The organism is Paucisalibacillus globulus DSM 18846 (genome assembly GCF_000482485.1).
Classification (GTDB): domain Bacteria; phylum Bacillota; class Bacilli; order Bacillales; family Amphibacillaceae; genus Ornithinibacillus; species Ornithinibacillus globulus.
The window spans coordinates 118,770-140,269 of the sequence record NZ_AXVK01000001.1 but is presented as its reverse complement, the minus strand read 5'-3'; the positions used below and the strand labels follow the sequence as shown (position 1 = coordinate 140,269).

18 protein-coding genes are annotated in these 21,500 nt (G+C 36.3%); 4 read left to right on the top strand and 14 right to left on the bottom strand.

The window, feature by feature from the left end; all coding sequences use genetic code 11:
* Positions 1 to 4: 4 nt before the first annotated feature.
* From addA to K332_RS0100695, 3 genes are all read right to left on the bottom strand, one after another.
* A complete protein-coding gene (gene addA / locus K332_RS0100705) occupies positions 5 to 3,748 on the bottom strand; it encodes a helicase-exonuclease AddAB subunit AddA (protein WP_026905694.1) in 3,744 nt (1,247 codons plus the stop codon).
* Positions 3,741 to 7,244, bottom strand: coding sequence for a helicase-exonuclease AddAB subunit AddB (gene addB / locus K332_RS0100700; protein WP_026905693.1), 3,504 nt, complete (start codon positions 7,242 to 7,244; stop codon positions 3,741 to 3,743). The genes addA and addB overlap by 8 nt, the downstream gene beginning before the upstream one ends.
* A gap of 128 nt (positions 7,245 to 7,372) precedes the next feature.
* Positions 7,373 to 8,026: a TVP38/TMEM64 family protein gene (locus tag K332_RS0100695; RefSeq protein WP_026905692.1), complete on the bottom strand. Its 654-nt coding sequence runs from the start codon at positions 8,024 to 8,026 to the stop codon at positions 7,373 to 7,375.
* A gap of 227 nt (positions 8,027 to 8,253) precedes the next feature.
* Here K332_RS0100695 and K332_RS0100690 point away from each other — a divergent pair, with 227 nt between their 5' ends.
* Entirely contained in the window at positions 8,254 to 8,649 is a 396-nt protein-coding gene (locus K332_RS0100690) for a YhjD family protein (RefSeq protein WP_026905691.1), read from the top strand.
* On the opposite strand, the gene K332_RS21735 is transcribed toward K332_RS0100690, so the two are convergent.
* The 4 genes from K332_RS21735 to K332_RS0100670 form a co-directional block, all read right to left on the bottom strand.
* Positions 8,591 to 9,121 carry a competence protein ComK gene (locus K332_RS21735; protein WP_036687914.1) on the bottom strand — a complete coding sequence of 177 codons (531 nt, stop codon included), beginning with the start codon at positions 9,119 to 9,121 and terminating at the stop codon, positions 8,591 to 8,593. The two genes, K332_RS0100690 and K332_RS21735, sit on opposite strands and share 59 nt — an antisense overlap.
* Positions 9,122 to 9,249: 128 nt before the next feature.
* A complete protein-coding gene (locus K332_RS23845; RefSeq protein WP_156914120.1) occupies positions 9,250 to 9,399 on the bottom strand; it encodes a hypothetical protein in 150 nt (49 codons plus the stop codon).
* 89 nt (positions 9,400 to 9,488) lie between these two features.
* Entirely contained in the window at positions 9,489 to 10,484 is a 996-nt protein-coding gene (gene lplA / locus K332_RS0100675) for a lipoate--protein ligase (RefSeq protein WP_026905690.1), read from the bottom strand.
* 116 nt (positions 10,485 to 10,600) lie between these two features.
* The gene (locus tag K332_RS0100670; protein WP_026905689.1) at positions 10,601 to 11,335 is read right to left on the bottom strand and encodes an MBL fold metallo-hydrolase; all 735 of its coding nucleotides are present in this window, start codon (positions 11,333 to 11,335) and stop codon (positions 10,601 to 10,603) included.
* Positions 11,336 to 11,434: 99 nt separating this feature from the next.
* On the opposite strand from K332_RS0100670, the gene yhfH reads away from it, so the two are divergent.
* Both yhfH and pepF read left to right on the top strand, forming a co-directional pair.
* The gene (yhfH, locus tag K332_RS23495) at positions 11,435 to 11,566 is read left to right on the top strand and encodes a protein YhfH (RefSeq protein WP_169727340.1); all 132 of its coding nucleotides are present in this window, start codon (positions 11,435 to 11,437) and stop codon (positions 11,564 to 11,566) included.
* Between the two features lie 261 nt (positions 11,567 to 11,827).
* Entirely contained in the window at positions 11,828 to 13,645 is a 1,818-nt protein-coding gene (gene pepF, locus K332_RS0100660) for an oligoendopeptidase F (protein WP_026905688.1), read from the top strand.
* A 377-nt stretch (positions 13,646 to 14,022) separates the two neighbouring features.
* Here the strand turns inward: pepF and hemY are convergent, their stop codons facing one another.
* The 3 genes from hemY to hemE are packed head-to-tail and all read right to left on the bottom strand — an operon-like array spanning position 14,023 to position 17,425.
* On the bottom strand, positions 14,023 to 15,426 hold the full coding sequence (gene hemY, locus K332_RS0100655; protein ID WP_026905687.1) for a protoporphyrinogen oxidase: 1,404 nt from the start codon (positions 15,424 to 15,426) through the stop codon (positions 14,023 to 14,025).
* Positions 15,426 to 16,361 (bottom strand): ferrochelatase, encoded by a 936-nt coding sequence (hemH, locus tag K332_RS0100650; protein WP_026905686.1) that lies wholly within the window; start codon positions 16,359 to 16,361, stop codon positions 15,426 to 15,428. The genes hemY and hemH overlap by 1 nt, the downstream gene beginning before the upstream one ends.
* 35 nt (positions 16,362 to 16,396) lie before the next feature.
* On the bottom strand, positions 16,397 to 17,425 hold the full coding sequence (gene hemE, locus K332_RS0100645) for a uroporphyrinogen decarboxylase (protein WP_026905685.1): 1,029 nt from the start codon (positions 17,423 to 17,425) through the stop codon (positions 16,397 to 16,399).
* A gap of 781 nt (positions 17,426 to 18,206) precedes the next feature.
* On the opposite strand from hemE, the gene K332_RS0100640 reads away from it, so the two are divergent.
* Positions 18,207 to 18,695 (top strand): antibiotic biosynthesis monooxygenase family protein, encoded by a 489-nt coding sequence (locus K332_RS0100640; protein ID WP_026905684.1) that lies wholly within the window; start codon positions 18,207 to 18,209, stop codon positions 18,693 to 18,695.
* Between the two features lie 115 nt (positions 18,696 to 18,810).
* Here K332_RS0100640 and K332_RS0100635 read toward each other — a convergent pair whose 3' ends face one another.
* The 4 genes from K332_RS0100635 to K332_RS0100620 all read right to left on the bottom strand — a co-directional run bounded on the left by K332_RS0100635 (position 18,811) and on the right by K332_RS0100620 (position 21,496).
* Positions 18,811 to 19,284, bottom strand: coding sequence for a thioredoxin family protein (locus K332_RS0100635; protein WP_026905683.1), 474 nt, complete (start codon positions 19,282 to 19,284; stop codon positions 18,811 to 18,813).
* A 2-nt stretch (positions 19,285 to 19,286) separates the two neighbouring features.
* Positions 19,287 to 19,715, bottom strand: a complete 429-nt coding sequence (locus K332_RS0100630) for a disulfide oxidoreductase (RefSeq protein WP_026905682.1) — start codon at positions 19,713 to 19,715, stop codon at positions 19,287 to 19,289.
* 80 nt (positions 19,716 to 19,795) lie between these two features.
* On the bottom strand, positions 19,796 to 20,428 hold the full coding sequence (locus tag K332_RS0100625) for a response regulator transcription factor (RefSeq protein WP_026905681.1): 633 nt from the start codon (positions 20,426 to 20,428) through the stop codon (positions 19,796 to 19,798).
* Positions 20,429 to 20,458: 30 nt separating this feature from the next.
* Positions 20,459 to 21,496, bottom strand: a complete 1,038-nt coding sequence (locus K332_RS0100620; protein ID WP_026905680.1) for a sensor histidine kinase — start codon at positions 21,494 to 21,496, stop codon at positions 20,459 to 20,461.
* Positions 21,497 to 21,500 lie beyond the last annotated feature (4 nt).

The following is a 21,500-nucleotide window of genomic DNA, read 5'->3' as shown; positions in this document are numbered from 1 at the left end:
CCTGCTACTTTTCAGGAACTTTTACCAGTAATTGTTTATGGAAGAAATAGAGATATGTTTCCTCAACAGGTGATTTCCAAATCGTTTCAAGCGCATGTCGATATAAAGTTAATTGTACTTTATATCGGTTGATAAGCTTTTCAATAACGGTGTCGGTCACTTCTTCTTGTTCAATAAAGTCTGTTTTATAATCTAGGATAATCCAACCTTTTTCAGAAGGAATGACTGCGTCGAATACCCCCTGGACAAGAACTTCTTCGTTCGTATCACTTTTCCAGTTAGCATATACATCACTCGCTGGTAAAGTAATACTAAAGGGGACCTCCCGATACAGCTTTTCTGCGTCAATCATCCTCATTGCGATTTCAGTATCGTAAAACTTTTCAATCGCCTTTATGTCAATTGAATCTGCTTCCTGCCGTCGTATTATTTCACGATCAACTAATATTTCAACAAATTCAATAATTTCTTCTCTATGCATCTTCCTATCGAATGGAATATGTTGCATAACCGTATGCATTGCTGTACCCTTTTCTGCTGCTGAAAGGGACTTTTCTTTTTGCATAAATACAGGCTTTTTGACAATTGGGGTTTTGAAAGGTTGCACAAGCTGTGTTGCACTATATTCATCCTTTATCTCACGTTGTCTTTTTATTTCAGTTACACTTTGTTTGGCACGAGAATGTGCTGCCTCATGATACGGGTATTGATAAGAGAGTCGTTTATCAACAAAGGTATCTAATGATTTGTCTTCTAATTCAACCGGTTGCCAAGCTTGAATCTTTTCCCTCAGCTGTAGGTCTTCCTCAATGGATTCTTCATCGAGATTAGTTAACTCACTACCATGGAGAATAGTAATATCCCATAGTGATGGGTCCACTCTTATTCCTTCTAGAACTACATCCTTTACTTCCTCTGTCCGTAATACTTCGGAATGTTGATGACGAATTAAGGCAGGACCTATCCAGTCTAAATAAGATTTTGATTGAATTCTATAATGTGCTGGCAATATCCATTCAGAATGTTCGATGATGGACTCCCATTTTTCTTGTTTTTTAACAAAGGAGGCAACATTACCAACCATCACTAATTTTTCTCTTGCACGGGTTAATGCCACATATAGTACACGCATTTCCTCTGCTAATAATTCTCTTCGTTTTTCTTCTTTTATAGCATGGAAAAATAAAGTTGGATAGGTAATTCTTTTCACTGGATCGATGTATTTCGATGCAAATCCTAAGTCCTTATGCAATAAATATCGTTGATTTAAATCCATCATATTAAATTGTTTGTCTACGGCCCCCACAATTACAACCGGAAACTCAAGCCCTTTACTCTTATGAATGGTCATAATACGAACAACATCTTCTTGTTCACTTAAAGCCCTCGCAGCACCTAAGTCATCCCCTTTTTCCTCCATTCTTTCAATGAAACGAAGAAAGCGGAATAACCCACGAAACGAGGTAGTTTCATATCCTCTTGCACGATTATATAATGCCCTTAAATTTGCCTGGCGCTGCCGTCCACCTGGCATACCACCAACAAAATCGAAATATCCTGTTTCCCGATAAATTTGCCAAATAAGATCGGAAAGGGCCCCTTGTCTTGCTGCTAATCGGAAGCGTTCTAGCAATTGTTTGAATCGGTCTAATTTAGTCGTTAAGGTATCGTCATGCTCTTTTCGGTACTTCTCTAATGCCTCATAATACGTATTGCGCTTGTCAGCCAAACGGACCTTTGCAAGTTCATTTTCATTCAAGCCTACAATTGGTGATTTTAATACCGATGCTAGTGGAATATCCTGTCTTGGGTTATCAATTACCTTCAACAGATTTAGCATAATTTTTACTTCAATTGCATCAAAATAACCACTTGAAAGTTCTGCATATACTGGGATCCCCTGTTTTTTCAATTCCTCTACAATTGTCGGTGCCCAGGTCATGGAACGAAGCAATATCACCATATCACGATATTGTACATCTCTAAAAGTTTCCCTAGCTTTATCTACTACTTGAAGAGGCCCAGACTTCTCATCCCCTATCCATGTTTTTATTTTCATGGCATAGGCTCTAGCTTCAAGTTGAGCATTTTCAAGATCCTGATAATCTTCCTCTCCAGAATTCTCTTCTTCTTCTGTATAATCTTTTTCATCTGGCTTCCCTCGATCAATAATGATAAGCTCAGGATTTGGCTCTCGTAATGGTAAGGTTTCATACATTTTATTACCATAAATTAGTTCAGCATCCTGATCATAATCGATTTCACCTAGATGTTCATCGAGAATTTGTCTAAAGATATAATTTGCTCCAACAAGTACCAGTTCACGACTTCTAAAATTACTAGCTAAATCAATTCGTGTAGCAGGATTATCACTCTCCGCAAACCGCTTATACTTTTCGATAAATAGTGACGGTTCAGCATGTCTAAATCGATAGATGCTTTGTTTCACATCTCCAACCATAAACATATTTCCTGGGCCAACTTGATCACTAATTAATGTGATTAACGTTTCCTGTACAAGATTTGTATCCTGATATTCATCAACGAGTAGCTCACTAAATTGCTTTTGTAAGTTACGTGCAACCATTGATGGCTTTGGTTCATCCGGTCTTGAATCTTCTGCTAATAAAATTTGTAGACATAAATGCTCTAAATCGGAAAAATCCACTACTGATTTTTCTCGTTTTGCAACTGTAAAACGATCAATGAATTCTTTCACAAGTTCTGTTAACGTTTTTACAACTGGAGTAATTTCTCGCATATCTTCCACATGGGAAGCTAATTTCCTTTCAAACCAGTTACTTTGCATCTTATTCCATTTCTTTTTATAGCCATCACGTAGTGCCTTTGCTTTTTCCCTTTTATCCTTATTGACTTTTGGTCTTTTCGTAGAGAGTGTGGCAAACGTACTATGACTCATAAATGCTTGTATCTCATCCCAGCTTTCTAAATGTTGTAATGCATCTTGCATCATTGCTAAATCTTGTTCAATGGCTTCCACATAATGAAAAGGTCCATCACTTTCCATAGCAATTTTATGAGCATGATGCATCTCTTGTTCAATGCCACTAAACTTATCCCAGACTTCCCTTTTGATAATTCCCAACCAAGCCAAGTCATCTTCTACCCAGTTCTCTGGTATTCGATATACTTCTGCCAGTTCATCTAACCAGAATTTTGGCCATGGATTTTGAACCGCAAAGTTATAAAGGGCTAGTACTAATTTTTCTACATCTACATCATTACGGTCACCTGAAAAACGTTCCACTACTTCAAAAAACTTTTCCTGTTCTTCGCCTTCTTTACCATACCAGTCTTCAAATAAGTCTCCTAATACATCCTGCTGCATCAAATCCACTTCCATATCATTAGCAATTCGGAAGCCAGGATCAATATCAATTAAATAGGCATATTGCTTCACGATATCTAAACAAAATGAATGCAGTGTTGAAATGGATGCACGTTGTAATAGGGATAATTGTTTTTTCAAATGCACAGACGTAGGATCTTGTTCTAATGCTTTTTCAAGAGCTAAACCTACACGATTACGCATTTCCTGCGCCGCAGCATTTGTAAATGTAACAACAAGAAGGGAATCAATATCAACAGGATTATCCTTCTTTAATAGTTTTTGTATAATACGTTCTACAAGTACCGCAGTCTTACCGGAACCAGCCGCAGCTGCCACTAGTACATCATTACCTTCTGTATAAATAGCCGCTTCCTGTTCTTTTGTCCATTTAACCAAGGATATCCCCCTCTCCTTTTGTGAGTTTTTCTAACACTTCATCTTCTTTCATTTCTGGCAGCCTTCTAAATTTATTTGTTTCGAGTGTCGTATCGAATTGACAAACAGATAAGAATGGACAAAATGTACAAGCAGTTTTTTGCTTACGCTGATATGGGTTTAAATGCACCGCTCCACTTGTTATATCAATACCTGCATGGAACATGAGATGATGGATATGTTCCTGTAATGTTGAAAAGGTTTGCCCGCTAGCGATTTTCGATCTAGATGCAAGACTACCGTCCTTTTTTAGCTCTGCCGGCACAATTTGACTGTGTCCTGAATCTAGTGACGTATCCATCATCTGAACTACACGTTCATTATTAATAAGTAGACCTTTCATTTTATAACTTTTAAATAGTTCCTCTTCCAGTTTATCATCCGAAAGTAAAGAATCTCTCGAAATCATTGGATTATGAACATGGAAATAAAGAACTCCAGCAGGTGTTGCTTTTTTCCCTAACCACTCTTCTGACTGTGACAATACAACATCTAAGTAGGTTAACATCTGTAAGGCAATACCATAATAAACATCTACCATGTCTAAACCACGGGCACTTGACTTATAATCAATAATTCTTAAATATAAATCCTCTTGGTCTAGTGCTTTATCTACACGGTCAATACGACCACGAAGTTTAATTTCATAGCCATTTGGTAGCTGCAGCGTTACTGGATTAAGCTTATCCCCCCTCGTACCAAAGCCAAGCTCCAATCCGACTGGTGAAAAGTTGCTTAATCTTGCTTGTTCACTTAGCACATAAGCAGCACGGGCAATAACATGTTCTAACTTCTTCTGAATGTATTTATACCTATTCGTGCTGTGTAAAATTTGATGTTGTAAAATTGGTGCTAAACTGGATACTGCTCGTTCTGCATAGTTATCGGTATCCTTTTTCGTTAAATGTGCAAAGTCTTTCCCTTCTTCTTGAATCCATTCGGTGATTATTTTTAATGCTTCATGGAACAGATTTCCGATGTCTGGTGCATCCAATTTATAGGTTTTTCGTTCATCTAACCCAAGGCTATACTTTGCAAAATGCTGATAGGAACAACTATAGAAGGTTTCTAAACGCGAAACACTTGTTGACAGTTGTTTCGGATATAGCTGTTCTATTGTTTCTTCCTCCATGTCTGTTGGAGTATTCTCATAGAAGAGACTTTGCAAAATAGTATATGTGGTGTCATATTTCGGTTGATTGGTCATGTACCAGTTCAGAACATGCCACCATACAGATTTAACCGGATAACCTTTTCTACTTCGCGCTAACTGCGCTGTTAGTGCAGACCTAGTCTTTACAGGTGATGTAATATAACGGTCCGCCTCAAATAATTCATCTGGATCCTGCAATAAAATATGTTCCTTACACGCAGGAAACATATTCTCTATCCGCTTAATTAACTGGGATGGCATTTTGGATTTACCCTCTTCATCACTAAGTGGATAACTAATCCATAAATAATCAGCTGCTGATGAAAAAGCTAAATACATATAGAACCAGTCATCTAAAAGCTGACGTTTACTTGTATCTGCAAGCTTCATTCCGTGTGTAGCTAAAAGCTCACGTTCCGTTTCATTAATCATTCCATCAGCAGGAGGCTTTAATGGCCACACACCTTCATTAACACCTACTAAGAATGAACATTTGATCCCACTTATACGCGAACGGTCAATCGTTCCAACAATGACATGGTCTATACTTGGTGGTACATGGGAAAATTTTAATGTTTCTAACCCCGCATCCAATGTAACCCGGTAAGTTGCAAGGTTCATTTCCTCTTCCCCAGCCATCTCAACCATTTCATCAAATAGATGGATAACCCCATTCCATACTTGCTCTTGTTCACGCCCTTTTGAAAGCTGCCCTTTTTCATCAAATAGATTACGCATCTCTTCTAGTTTCTCCGGCGCATTAATCTTCTCTAATAAAACAAAGGTATGAAAACAGAGCTCACGAATAGTTGAGGCAGCTCGAATTTGTTCATCGAATTCACCAAGTGCTTGGACAATTTGCTTACGATATTGATTAATTCTTGTTTGCATTTCCTTCTCAGCATCTGTTTGAGCTGCACGTTCAAACCCACGAAAGCGCTGGAATATCCAATCTTTCTCAGACATCCACTGTTTTCTCGAACGAATCCCATACTCTAAGCAATAGTTCTCTAGCTCATCAATAGCATCATTAGTTAATGGATATTCTTCATCTGAAGGGAGTATGAAACCTGTCTTCAACATACGAAAAACTGCATCATATCGCCAATTCCCATCTACTACTTCTAAAGCTGAGCGAATAAACTCAATTAGAGAGTGATTCAGCATGGACCTTTTTTCATCAATAAAAACTGGAATATTATAATCCTCAAAAATGGTGCCAATAATATCTTGATAGGTTTCTGTTTGACGAATTAAAACCGCAATATCTCGGTACCTATAATTTTCTTCTCGAACTAAACGTAATATTTCTTGGGCCACCCCTTCTATTTCAGCGCGCGGGTGAACTGCTTCTGCAATTTGTATCGGTGCGTTACCATTAAAAGTTGGTGCAGGTCGAATATCGAAATACCGTTCTAGATGGGCAAAATACGGTTTATCATGAAATACACCATCAATCGGTTCTAACACGATATTTTCCTCTATGTTAATGGCATTCACCTCAGCTAGTTGTCTGAGAACTTGATATGTCTCCTTTGTTTGGTGAAATAAATCCATATCTGAAAAATTAGGATTATCAGCATCATCTACTGTCAACGTAACAGTAATACGATCACACCTTTTCAGTAAGGACTCTACCACTACTAATTCTTTAGGAGTGAACCGGTGAAAACCGTCAAAATAGATTTCCGCACCTTGTAATGATTTTGCCTCACTAATCTTCTCTGCAAGTAGACTAAGTTGATCCTCACTATCAATATAATTGCCGGCAAGTGCATGTCCTAGTTTTTCATAAATATAGTGCAAATCATCCAATTTACTAATTAGGGCCTGTTCCCCTGGATCCTTATGTGCATATTGATTAATGTGATACTTCTGCATTAAAAGTGTTTCAGGTGTTATTTCATATCGTTTAAATTCTGTAATAATTTTTTCCAATTGACTTAAGAAGCCTTGTTTTTCTACAGCCTTCTGGAATACATTCCATTCTCCCTCTTTTTGTTCTATAATTTTCCGGAGCATCATCTGTATACCTACAGAACTAATGAACTGTCTCGTTGCACCACCGGTTTCTTGTAATATGAGCCAGGCGAGCCTTGAAAAGCTTGTCACCTGAGTACGAATACTTCCTTGAAAATCTTCATCCCGAAATAACGAATACTCTTGTTCAAAGGTCATCTGATCTGGAACGATATAAAATATTGGTGGACCTTGAGGATTCATTATTGATTTTTCTTTTATTTCTTCAAATGCAATAGTACTTTTTTCAGTACCCGCTCTCCCTAATACAAAACGGAGTCCCACAAATAAAACCTCCTACTTTTAATTCAAAAATGAAAGAAAAGATGCTTTAGATTCTAATCAACAGCATCATTTACATTGACTAACGTAAAAAACTTCTGACCAAATAACAAGACAGAAGTTTTGATTTTTTATTTTCCTTCCTCTAAATCGAATTGTTTGTTCTTTGATTTCTGATGAAGTTTATTTTCTATAAATTTCCCTATAACCCAGAAAAGAACGATACATACTCCGACTACTATAGTTTTTGTAGGATTTTGTGCGAATGACACAATACTAGATCCTACGTATGAAATGGAAAATATCATGACCGACTTTCCAAGTAAGACAGCTAAAATAAATTGGTACATGTTAATTTTAGACAAACCGGCGACAACATTAATAACAGCAGATGGCGAAAACGGAAAACACATCAGTAAAAACAATGGTCCAAATCCATGTCTCTCCAACCAACCTGTTACTTTTTTAACTTGCTTGTTCTTTCGCACTGCAACAAAGATTCGTTTGTCACCTAGGTTCCTTACAATCAAGAAAACCAAAATTGCACCTAAGCTTGAACCAGCCCATGATAATAAAAATCCTTCTAGTAGACCATACGCTGCAGCATTAGCCATAACGAAAACAACTAATGGCAGAAAAGGGAGAAATGCTTCGATAAATGGTAATAATACCCCTGGTAACGGTCCCAACTTTTCGTAATCCTGCAATAACTCCATTATGTATTGATCTAATTCATCATTTTGAACTGCTGTTTTCCAATCTGTTATGATACTATGTACAATCATTAACGTAAATCTCCCCATCCAAGGTCTTATGTATACTTTCATTTTAATGTAATTTTCCCATTATGAAAAGCTTTAACCAAAGTTTAGACAACCAATTCACTAGTTACTAGTATAGTATAGCCTCTACCCTTTCCACTTTTTCCATTATTTATTTTATTTTATAGTGTATTTTTGATTCACTTTGGCGTATAATAAGAACAAACGTTCTTAAAATGGAGGAGTAACTTATGCGCTATCTAACAGATGAAGAATTAGAACTCGCTTCTCGCTTTCTTTTTCTTTCGATGGCAATTGTCGTAGTTCAGCAAGATATTCAGAACATCCAAAAAGGATCCTTTAAAATAAAAGAACCATATATACAGCTCTTAGAAAAAATGAATACAAATGCACTGGCAGAACGTAGACAATTACGAGTAAAAATGGAAAACAAAAAGCTCCGAGTGATGCTAATCAATAAAAATGACTCTTTTTCCTCCTATCTCTTTTACTGCAAAGGAAAGGAAGAAAAGCGAAATTACTTTAATCCTGCCATTCGAAAAAAGGTAGAAGAAATTGTTCAGGAAATCATGTGGAAGGCCCTTTCTCAGAATCAGGATCCGGCTTATGCTTCTGCGAATGCTTAATTCGATTGTCTAGTTGGTATCTGTATTGAGCTGTGCGATGGATTTGATTCATGAGTGAACCATAAGATGCATCAAGAATAATCTTCTCGCCATTTTTGAAGACAATTTCAGATGAGCTAGCTGATATGCGGTTTACATGGTCAATATGGGAATGTGCAATCCAGGAGCATCTAGCATTGGTAGGTGAAGTAGTTGGAAAGAAATACATGCCACTAGATGGGTCAACAGAAATAGGAGCTTTATGTGTAATTCCAGCGATATTACGAGTCCCCTCCTGTCGCCCTTTTAGACTACTTCCAAAGAATCTACATGCATAATCAATAAGTTTACTAGGAGAATATTCTACTACATACGTAGCCTCTCGCTCAAGAATACAAGTATGAATCTTCCCTGCCTTATCTTCCTTTGGAACAACAGCTAATGTTAATGGAGTTATTTCATGGAGTGGGGTATATAGTTCTTCATTCAGCATATAAAATTTCATCCTTTCATTGTAAATAAGAAAGGGTGAGGCTATATGTATTAATTTAGCAGATATATCACCAAAATAATACATATAATCGCCATTTTTCAACAAAATTGAATTTTACTCCTTTTTCATTATTCACTTCCTTGATTTTCGGAAATATTTCCTCCTAATAATGGTTTTTCCTGGTTTTCTAGTGCAGGATGTCCTTCTGTTGGAAGTTCAAAATTCGGATTTAGTATTGTAAATGTATTTAATTCTGGTTTTTCCGTTCTTTTTTCCATTGGAAACTCCTCCTTTTTAGTAGTATGGAGTTTTCCCATTTTTTTCATACAATAAAAAGCAGCTCACAAATTTGTGAGCTGCTAACAAATTAATATAACAAATTCACAAAATCTTCTTTTGTGATTCTTCCTAGATAATGTGCTACGTCAACATCCTCTAGGGCTTGTTTGATAGATTGCTTTTCGTGCCTGATTCCGACTAGTTTTTCTTCTAAATCCTTTATTTCTCCTAGGCCGAAGAAATCTCCATAAATTTTACAGTTTTCAATAATACCTTTTTTCACATCAAAGCGAACATCTAAAAGTCCAGTTGGGAATTTATGTGATGCTTGAACGTTAAATGCAGGAGATTTACCATAATTCCATTCCCACTTTTGATAACGTTCCTCAGAAATTTTGTGGATATTTTTCCAATCCTCTTCAGTTAATTCATAACGAGGAACATCCTTCACATCATCTACTTTAAAGACATGCTTTAGAATGCGTTCCTTAAAATCTTCCATCGAAATTTTCTCATCAAGGAATTCAGAAATATTCGCAACACGGCTACGGATAGATTTAATTCCTTTTGATTCAATTTTTTCTTTTTTAACCTTTAGGGATTTTACCACTTCTTCAATCTCTGAATCAAGCATTAATGTACCATGACTAAACATGCGGCCTTTTGTAGAAAACATTGCATTACCAGATATTTTACGTCCTTCTACAGCAACATCATTTCTTCCTTGAAGCTCAGCAGGAACTCCTAAGTCATTTAATACTTCAATAACTGGCTTTAAGAATTTTGCAAAATTGTGGAAGCTTTCTCCATCGTCTTTTGTAATGAAGCTAAAGTTAAGATTTTGTTCATCATGGTATACCGCTCCGCCACCAGACAAACGACGTACAACTTTAATATTCTTTTCTTCAACATAATCTGTATTAATTTCTTCAATCGTGTTTTGGTTTCTACCGATAATTATAGAAGGCTTATTGATGTAGAACAGTAAATATGTATCCTTCTCACCAAAATTTTGTAAGATATATTCTTCAATTGCTAAGTTAATCATTGGATCTGTTATGCCTTGATTGTCAATGAACTTCATCGTATGCTCCTCCTTGAGAATAAAAAATTAGCTCTATCTAATAGTTTATCTAAAAAAAATTACCTAGGCAAAGAATATCGTTTTTCTTATGCAAGTGGAAAGAAAGAATTTTAATTTTATTTTTTTTGCCAAGTTAGCCCTTCTTCCGCAAGATAAATTTCACCCTTAAATATGGTACTTGCCTGGACCACTAAATCTTTCGTATCACCATACTGCGGCAAGTGACTGAGTAACAAATCCTTCACATTTGCCTGAGTGGCAATAGTTGCCCCATCGATGCTAGTCATATGTCCGGCTTGTGACCCATCCTGTTCCGCATAAAAATTACAATCCGTTATGAGTAAATCTGCCTCTTTACTAAATTCAATCCATTCCTCTTGGTAGCTTGTATCTGCGGTATAAACAAGAACACTATCACCATCTGTAATTCGCATTCCATAGCAAGGGACAGGATGCTTTGTTTTTAAAAATGTTATAGAAAATGGGCCAATCTCTAACGTAGCACTTGGATCATAGGGTACCCCTTCAGTAAACTCATGAGTTAGCTTTTCAAATCCTTCCTTATCCTCGGTGTGAGCATAAACAGGTAATATATCCTTATTACCAACGACGTACGATTGAACTAACCAAGCGTATTGTAAAACACCAATATCTGCAACATGATCATGGTGATAATGTGAAAGTATTAAAGCGTCAAGATCTAACACATTTTTATACTTTTGTAGTCTTGATAATGCTCCACTCCCAGCATCAATCATTAATGTAAAATCATCCTTTTCTAATAAGTAGCAGGAAGTTGCACTTTCTGGAGCAGGAAATCCACCCCAATATCCAATAACAGTTAACTTCATTTTTTATCACCTCTAAACAAATTTGTTGTAACACAGTATTGACCTATAACATACTGTTATAATACAATGTAATTAACAAACTAAAGGAGGAACTATTCCATGATGATAAATGTGCTTGAGTTTTTCCGAAATCTATCTAAGAAAAAGTGTCAAAGCTGTGGTCAAGACATTAACGAACAGGCAGACTGCTATATTAATATTTGTGAAGAATGTGATCACCCCGCAAGATAAAACATATATTAATTATATTCCTCCCAATTGTATGCTTAATAATAATAGGAAACAACTTTGGCGCAGCTATTCTATATAGCTGTATTTTTTTGTGTTTCGAATTAACTGTAAAGTCATATTCTATTCAAACAAACATGCACTCGATGCTAATTCATTAAGTGAAAAACCGATAAAAAAATATTCAAAATCATATCCAATATTTAAAATTTGTATTATAATATTTAGACTACCGAAATAATTTTTGGGAAAGGGGAATATTACATGACAACTACTACTAAAACAACAAGATTAATCCGGTCTGAAGTACCAGAAGAACAAACATGGGACTTAACAGATTTATTTCCAACATTTGAGGATTGGGAGAAAGAACTGAAACTAGTTCAAGAGGATATTACAGAAGTTACCCAGTATAAAGGCAAGCTAGGGAACGATGCAAAGACATTACTAAGCTGTCTTACAACATTAGAGAACTACCGTGAGCGTTTGGTTCGAGTGTTTACATATGCCAGTTTAAAAGCTAGTGCCGATGGAAGTGACCCTGAAAACCAACGCGATTCCGCAAGAATTTCTTCAGCAGGAGCTAGTATTAGTGCACAGCTATCCTTTATTCAATCCGAGCTATTAGCACTGCCTGAAGAGAAAATTGAAAAATTCCTAAATGAAGAGAGAGCATTACAGCCTTATAAAAAAGTCCTAGATGATATTTTAGAAGAAAAACCACATACATTAGCACCGGAAATCGAGGAAACATTAGCAGCACTTAGTGAAGTTCATGGTGCACCTTATATGATTTATTCTCGTAGTAAAGCATCTGATATGGTTTTTGACTCCGTTAAAGATGAAGAAGGTAATGAATTACCAATGTCAGCAGCATTATACGAAGACCGCTTTGAGTTAGAAGCTGATACGAAGCTCCGTCGTAATGCATACGATTCATTTACAAAGACATTAAACCAATATAAAAATACATTTGCTGCAAACTATGCGACAGAAGTTACCAAGCAGGTAACAATGGCTCGTCTACGTAACTACGAATCTGTCACAGATATGCTATTAGCTCCACAACAGGTAACGAAAGAAATGTATCAAAATCAACTAATCGTTATCCAAGAAGAACTAGCACCACATATGCGTCGTTACGCTAAACTTAAGAAAGAAAAGCTTGGTCTAGATGAAATGCGTTACTGTGATTTAAAGGCACCACTAGATCCAGAGTTTAATCCAAAAACTACGTATGAAGAAGCAAAAAATGTTATTCTAGATGCTTTAAAAGTAATGGGTCCAGAATACACGGAAATTATGGAAAAAGGATTAAATGAACGTTGGGTTGACCTTGCTGATAACGTAGGTAAGGCAACAGGTGCATTCTGCTCCAGTCCATACGGTGTACATCCTTATATTCTAATTACTTGGACAGATACAATGCGTGGAGCCTTTGTTTTAGCACATGAACTAGGTCATGCAGGTCATTTCTATCTTGCAGGAAAAAATCAAACATTACTAAACACAAGACCATCAACCTATTTTGTTGAAGCTCCTTCCACAATAAATGAGTTACTTTTAGCAAATCATTTAATGAGTCAAACGGATGATAAGCGCATGAAGCGTTGGATTATTACCCAACTATTAGGTACGTATTACCATAACTTTGTTACGCATTTACTTGAAGGTCAATACCAACGCCGTGTCTATGAATTAGCAGAAGCTGGTACTCCTTTAACAGCCTCTGTATTAACACAGCAAAAACAAGAATCACTGGAAAGCTTCTGGGGTGACTCGGTTACATTTGATGAAGGCGCTGGACTAACATGGATGCGACAACCTCACTATTATATGGGCTTATATCCTTATACGTATTCTGCTGGGTTAACAGTATCAACTGCTGTTGCAAAACGTATTCAAGAAGAAGGAAAACCAGTTGTTGATAGCTGGTTAGATGTTCTTAGAGCAGGTGGAACTTTAAAACCACTTGATTTAATCAAAAAAGCTGGAGTAGATATGTCTAAGCCTGATGCAATTCGAGAAGCAGTTGCTTTTGTTGGTTCGCTAGTGGATGAGTTAGAGAAGAGCTACGAGTAATATCTCATAAAGTGTAAAATCGCCTTAGAATTCTTTATTGATTCTAGGCGATTTTTTATGTTTTGGATAGCAATTCTATAAAATTGTCTTTTAGGTTAGTTTAATAGGCAAAGTTACAGGAAAAGCAGAGAATTTGTCTTTTAGACGGGTTCTATTAGACATTGTTTGCCGAATTACGGGCAGTCTGTCCTTTAGATGGGTTCTATCGGACAGAGTTTGCCGAATTACGGGTAAATCTGTCCTTTAGACTGGTTCTATCGAGAAAGCAAATAAAAATACAATGAATCTGTTTTTAAAATGACTATAGTACTCCTCAAAGTTTGTTGCATATATAACTAAACGACACTTGCAATTTAGCAAATGCCGTTGATATTATGTTATTCACCTTTTAAAAATTCCATCACTTGATATACTGCCTTCTCTGCTTGGTCTATGCAATCAGGAATTCCAACACCTTCAAAGGAACTTCCAGCAAAGTACACTCCTGGTAGCTGTTCATTTGCCTCAACCCGCACCTGCTCTATCCGTTCCAAATGTCCTACCGTATACTGTGGCATAACATTCTTCCAGCGTGAAATCACACTGAAATCTGGTTTTGCAGTAATATTCATTGTTTTATTTAAATCCTTTAAAACAATTTCAATTAATTCATCATCCGGTAAATCAACAATCTCATGATCACTTGGTCTACCAACATAACAACGAATTAATGCTTTTCCTTCTGGTGTAGAAGATGGCCACTTTTTATGTGTCCATGTACATGCAGTAATACGGAAATCACTGTTACGGGATACAACAAACCCAGTACCGTCAATATCCTGTTTAATTGCGGATTGATCAAATGCAAGCGCCACATTAGCAACAGAACTGGAGGGAACATCATTAAATATGTTCAGGAAATCATAGTTTTTAAACATCTTCGGTAAAGTCTGATGTGAAGTCGTTGCAATAACAGCTGCTGCTTTTATTACATCGCCATTTCCTAATACTATGTGATATCCAGTTTCTTTTTTCTCCACATGATCCACTGGAGTCTCTAACAGTATGGATTGCTGATCAAGTTTTTCTACTAACTTATCAACTATTACTTCTAACCCATCTTCAAATGAGAAAAACACTCCTGGAGTTTTTCCAGTTGTTTTAGCGGGTTTTGGCATTACTTCATTTAATCCTTTAATCAAACTACCATATTTTTGTTCTAATTGATAAAAATTAGGGAATGTCGCCATTAAACTCATTTCATCAATATCCCCAGAATAGATACCAGATAATAATGGTTCAATTTCATTATCAACTAGCTCATCTCCGAAACGGCGTCGCAAGAAAGAACCTAATGATTGATCAACCATTTCTTCCCCTTTTCCCATTTCTAAATCAAGTAATGCACGTTCTTTTCCTGATGAGGAAACAAGTTCAGATTGCAAGAAAGGATCGATTTCCATTGGAATTCCCATAAATGCACCTTTAGGCATCTTATGAAGCTTCCCTTGAACTAAAATATAGGACTGGCCGGTCCCATTACGAACCATTTGATCCTTCAATCCTAGTTCTTCAACAAGTTTTACTCCTGGTTTTTTTCTAGCAATAATTGAATCAGGACCACGTTCAATGATAAATCCATCACGTTTATAAGTATTTATCTTACCACCCAAGCGTTTGCCAGCTTCTACCAGTTTAATTTGGTATGGTAAATTATTTTCTTTAATATTTTTATGTAAATAATAGGCAGCGGATAACCCAGTTATCCCGCCACCTATTATTACGATTGTTTGTTTTTCCATTACGCATCACGCTTAACTTTATTTTGTACCACTAAAGCTAACGTTTCGATAAATAACGGATGTGTGTTTGGCATAGAAGGTCTATAGTAGTTAACCCCTAATTCATCACAAACCACTTTACATTCATAGTCATTGTCATATAAAACTTCTAAATGATCAGCAATAAAACCTACTGGTGCATAAACAAATGCACGATAGCCTTTCTCTTCATATACTGCGCGAGTTAAATCTTGTACATCTGGTCCTAACCAAGGATCTGGAGTATTTCCTTCACTCTGCCAGCCTAACTCGTAATTCTTAATTCCAGCTTTTTCTGCGATTAATCTTGCAGTTTCTGCTAATTGTTCTGGATATGGGTCACCATTTTGTAAAATCTTTTCTGGTAAACTATGTGCTGACACAATAAGAACTGCTTTTTCACGTTCTTCGGCAGACATTTTATCATATTCTGCATTAATATGATCTGCCCAATATTGAATAAATCCTGGTGCATCATACCAACTTTCTACTGCTTTAATTTCTATACCATGTTTAGCTGCTTCTTCTGCTGCACGAGTATTATATGATTTCACACTAAAAGTTGAGTAATGTGGTGCTAGTACTAGAGAAACCGCTTCTTTAATACCATCTTTCCCCATTTCTGCAACAGTATCTTCAATAAATGGTGCAATATGTTTTAAACCAATATATGCTTTATACTCAAATTCGTCTTGCATTTCGTTTAACTTCGCTTCGATTGCCTTCGCTTGTTCCTCTGTGATACGTGCTAATGGAGAAGTTCCACCAATAGCCTTATAACGATCTTTCAAATCTTGTAATTGCTCATCGGAAGGCTTTCTTCCATGTCTAATATGTGTGTAATACGGTTCAATATCTTCTTCTTTATATGGAGTACCATACGCCATAATAAGTAGTCCTAATTTCTTTCTTTCCATTTTCCTACACCTCTTCATGTAAGTTTTGAATCAATTTAACGTTTCGAATAAGTATGAATTAATTCAGTAAGTCTCTTTAATGTTTCTGGTTTTACATCTGGCGTAACACCATGCCCTAAGTTAAACACATGTCTGCCATCAGCTTTAGATTGATCCAATATTTCTTTTGTTCTAGTTTCAATGTTCTCCCAATCAGAGAGTAAAATAGCAGGATCTAAATTACCTTGAAGCACTTTGGTAACCCCTAGTTCTCTTGCCTCTTTAATGGAAGTTCTCCAGTCGAGTCCAATAACATCCACCGGTAAATCATTCCACTCTAGTAAAAGGTGACTTGCACCAACACCAAACATAATAAGTGGAACATTTTCATTTTTCAACTCACTAAAAATACGATTCATCACTGGTTTAATAAACATGCGATAGTCACGAGTATTTAAAGCTCCAACCCAAGAATCAAATATTTGAACCGCTTTTACTCCAGCTTTAATTTGTGATTTAACATAAGTAATTGTCATGTCTGCGAGCTTTTCCATTAAAGCAAACCAGGCCTCAGAATTAGCATACATAAATGCTTTTGTTTTTCCGTAGGTTTTAGATGGTCCACCTTCAATTAAATAACTTGCTAGTGTAAATGGGGCACCACTAAATCCAATTAATGGAACCGATAACTGTTCTTCTGTTAACAACTTGATGGTTTCTAAAACATAAGGAACATCTTCCTCAGGGTTTATTGTACCCAACTTTTCAACATCCTGAATACTTTTTATAGGATTATCAATAACTGGTCCAATACCTGATTTAATTTCAACATCAACACCAATTGCTGGAAGTGGTGACATGATATCTTTATATAGAATCGCAGCATCTACATTATACTGTTCTACAGGAAGTCTAGTTACATAAGCACAAATCTCTGGACGGTGGGTAATTTCAAATAATGAATACTTTTTTTTGAGTTCTCTGTACTCAGGCTGTGATCTTCCTGCTTGTCTCATAAACCATGCAGGTGTGTATTCAGTTGTTTCACCCTTATAAGCACGAATGATTGTATCATTAAAATTCATTTTTTTTCACCCTTTTGGATTTCTTAACTTGTATCCATACCTTTTATGTGTTTTTTTGGAAAAGACCATCATTTTTAACTATCCTATTCTACTATACTGATTTCGACATCTAATGTATAGAAAGAAACCGTTTTGTCATTAAATTGTCTAATTTAAAATTAGTAAGACTTGCATCACATTAGGCTAATTCTAAAATATTTGTTGCTTTTTATCACAGTTGATGGAAAATGCGATGTAACTACTGTAAACATTTCCTCACTCTTAGGAATGGAGTAGGTGTAGTGCTAAAATCCAGCTCCGGAAATACACGGAGACTCCTGTGGGAGGATAGGCATAGGTGAGACCCCGCAACGACGAAGGAGTGAGGAGGCTCACCATCCGCCCACGGCAAGGTAGACACTGCGATGGTTTTTTCGAGCAGATGTCGCCCCTGTGCTCGAAAGTAAAAGCGAAGTGTATTTCCGGAGCGGGTACGATGCGCTACCAAAAATTATTAGTTACCGCGCAGTTTATACAAATTCTGTAATTAACAACCATCTACTAAAAACAGCCTGGTATTACCCAGGAAATATTTTGTCGAATTAAGTTGCTCGCTAGGGATACAATCAAACACAATTAGTAGAATAGTTATATTTCCAATTACTTTACGATACAATAGGTACTATAATCATCTAAACCATCCTACGAACTCTATTATACGATTATTCATCCTAAATTTAAAGTAATAACTATTATTTATTAATAATAATTATCACTAGAGATTTAAGAAAGGAGTATCCTTATGAAAGCATATATGACAAATGGAACCATTGATTTTCTTATGAAGTTATCTAATAAATATCCAGCTATCAAATTCCACTTTATGACCGGCCCTTCCAATGAGGTTGCCTATTATGAAGGTACCAAACAAAAAGTGTTCCAAGCAGGAAGAAGCTATGAAGTCCTTATTCAATCTGGAGACATTCAAGAAAAAGGTTATGTGGTAATGAACAATATCCCTGTAACAGACGAGGGTAAACCAGTATTTGAGTATAACTTTAAGAAAAGAAAAGGTGATGTGGATAATCAAAGAGGATTCCAAGCATTTCGTCTATTAAAACCAGTTAAAGGAAATACATATGTAGTTTTAACCCAATGGGATTCTTCAAGTAGCTATGAACAATGGACAAACTCGGAGGGATTTAAGAAAGCTCACTCTGGAACAAAACCACCAGCATATTTTGCAGAAAGACCATTTGTGAATACCTATAATATGATTGAGAAGGAGTAAGGTTACCTCTAAAATTTGGAACAGACCCCTGACAATGTAATTTTAGCATGAAATAAATTACATTATCAGGGGTCTGTCCTTTTAAGAGCAATACTTACGTAATTGAACTAACCCTTTATTTCAGCACATACTCCTCAAAGAACGCAGCATACACATCTTCGTCTTGCTGCCCCTCTAAACGAGCAACTTCCTTACCATCTTCATAATGAACAAGGGTTGGTGTTGACTGGATTGCAAATTGTTGAACTTCAGGTGCAAATTCTAACAAGTTTAATTTTTTCATATCTACATCCATATCCTCTGCTAAAGGTACTAAATATGGTGTAGTCGCTAAACAAAATGAACATTCTGGACTGTAATAATAAACCGTAAGCCCTTTCTCACTATTAACTTTCTCAACTAACTCATCCGGTAAAATTTGGTTGCCATAGTTAGGGTTATTTAACTGGTCAATAGTTGATTGTTTTAGCTTATCTGTTCCATATGGGTTGTTTTCCATGGCTTTGTCATTCTTAAAACTAATAACGAAGAATAATGCACCGAATAAAACTACAACGGCAGCGATGATTGCTATCATTTTCTTTTGCATAATTATTTCCCCCTAGCTTGTTTTAAAAGTATTAGATGTGTTACAAAAATTAGTATAAATGCTGTTCCGGCCATAAATGGAATTGTTATAAAACCAAAGTAATTCACATATTGAAAATTACATGGTACTAATCCGCAAGCACCGCCTACTTCATTTAATGCAGGTAACTTTTGTATAAAATAATGATATGTAGACACACACATGCCTATACCACTTAGTAATAATCCAGGTAAAGCAGTGGCTAAATTCTTATTAAATAAAGCTGTACCATAAATAATGACTAATGGGTACATGAGAATCCGTTGGTACCAACATAATTCACACGGTTCATACTTCAATACTTCCGAGAAAAACAAACTTCCTGCTGTAGCAATAACAGCTACACCCCATATACCAAGCAGAAAATTCTCCATCTTTTTTGAATTATCCATTCAGGTATTCTCCTCAATTTGTAATTTCCCTAGTATTATACTAGGAATTGAATTAAAAAACAAAAAAGAGGGCTTCACCCTCAAGAGTTCAACAAACTATTCTTATGAACATATACCGCTGCCTGCGTCCGGTCATGCACATCTAATTTAGCTAGAATATTACTTACATGCGTCTTAACCGTTTTAATACCTATATATAACTTCTCACTGATTTCCTGGTTTGTCATCCCATTACCAATACATAATAAAACTTCCATTTCCCGTTCCGTCAATTCGTCGTGAAGTTTTCTTTTCTCTCCACGGAAACTAGTCATCATTTTACTAGCAACTTTAGGTTCAATGACATTTTCATCTTTTACTGCTTTTTTGATAGCCGTTACTATTTCATCGGCTGAAGAAGTTTTCAAAAGATAGCTAAACGCACCAGCCTCTAGTGCTGGAAATACTTGCTGGTCATCATAATAGCTTGTAAGAATAATAATCTTGCATGTTGGATAATCCTGCATTACTAGTTTCGTTGCTTCAATACCAGTACCGTTATCCATCATTAGATCCATTAATACAACATCCGGTTTCTCGTTAAGTATAAGTTTTGCCCCATCATTTCCACTACTCGCCTGACCGATGACATCAATTTCCGGATCAGTCTGTAGGTATGCAATGATGCCTTTTCTTACAATTTCATGATCATCAACCACAATTACACGAATCATTACTATTCCTCCCCTTAAAACAAATCTCTATTAACATGGTATTCGAATATCAATATAAGTGCCTTCTTCCATATTAGACCTAATGGTAAAGGTACCTCCTAACTCCTCACTACGTTCCTTCATCGTTTTCAAGCCGTATGAAGTCTTTTTCTCATTATCATTAGAAAGGTCAAATCCCTTGCCATTATCAGCGATATGAATAAAAAGCTCCCTTCCCCGTTTAACAAACTCTATTTTTACTTCTGTAGCATTAGCGTGACGCAAAATATTCGATAAGGACTCTTGTATAATTCGAAATACATGCTCTTCCGTTGCTTCGGATAATTTTAACGATTCCTCAATTTCTAACTGGAAATTAATTTGTGACTTTTGCTTTAACTCTTCTACTAGCTTCGTAATCCCTTTTGGCAATGGATCACCAGATAAATGAACAGGTCTCAGATGAAGTAGAAGAGCTCGCATTTCAGATTGTGCCTGATGTGATGCACTTGCTACTTCTACCATTTGTTCTTTCGCTAATTTAGGATTATTATCTATCTGCCTAACAGCCGCTTCAGACATCATCGAAAGTGCAAAAAGCTGCTGACTGACAGCATCATGTAAATCCCTTGCAATCCGCTGTCTCTCTTCAATTACCGCTGATTTATGTGCTGACTTTGCTAATTCCGCTTTCTCATCTGCAAGCCGTTGAAGGGATTTCACTTGGCTCTGTAGTTTTTCGCCAAGTTCATTCAATTCATTACCAATTCGCGAAAGCTCGTCCCCCTCATTAAAATATATTTTAGATTGATAGTTACCATTAGCAAATTGAGTAATTAATACAGATAAATAATCCATCCGCTGTTTCAAATCTCCACTTGATCGAAATCCTACATAAACAGAAATGAAGAATGCAATTACCCCGTATAGACCAATAAATAAAAAGATACTATTTGAGGTTAGCCATTTGGGACTTACTAAGACATAGATTGATAATAAAATAGCTAAAATAGTAATTAATGTTAGAAAAAGTCCGTTAAAGTGCGAGATAATATAACTATACCGAATACTGGAAAACCGCTTTTTCATCGTA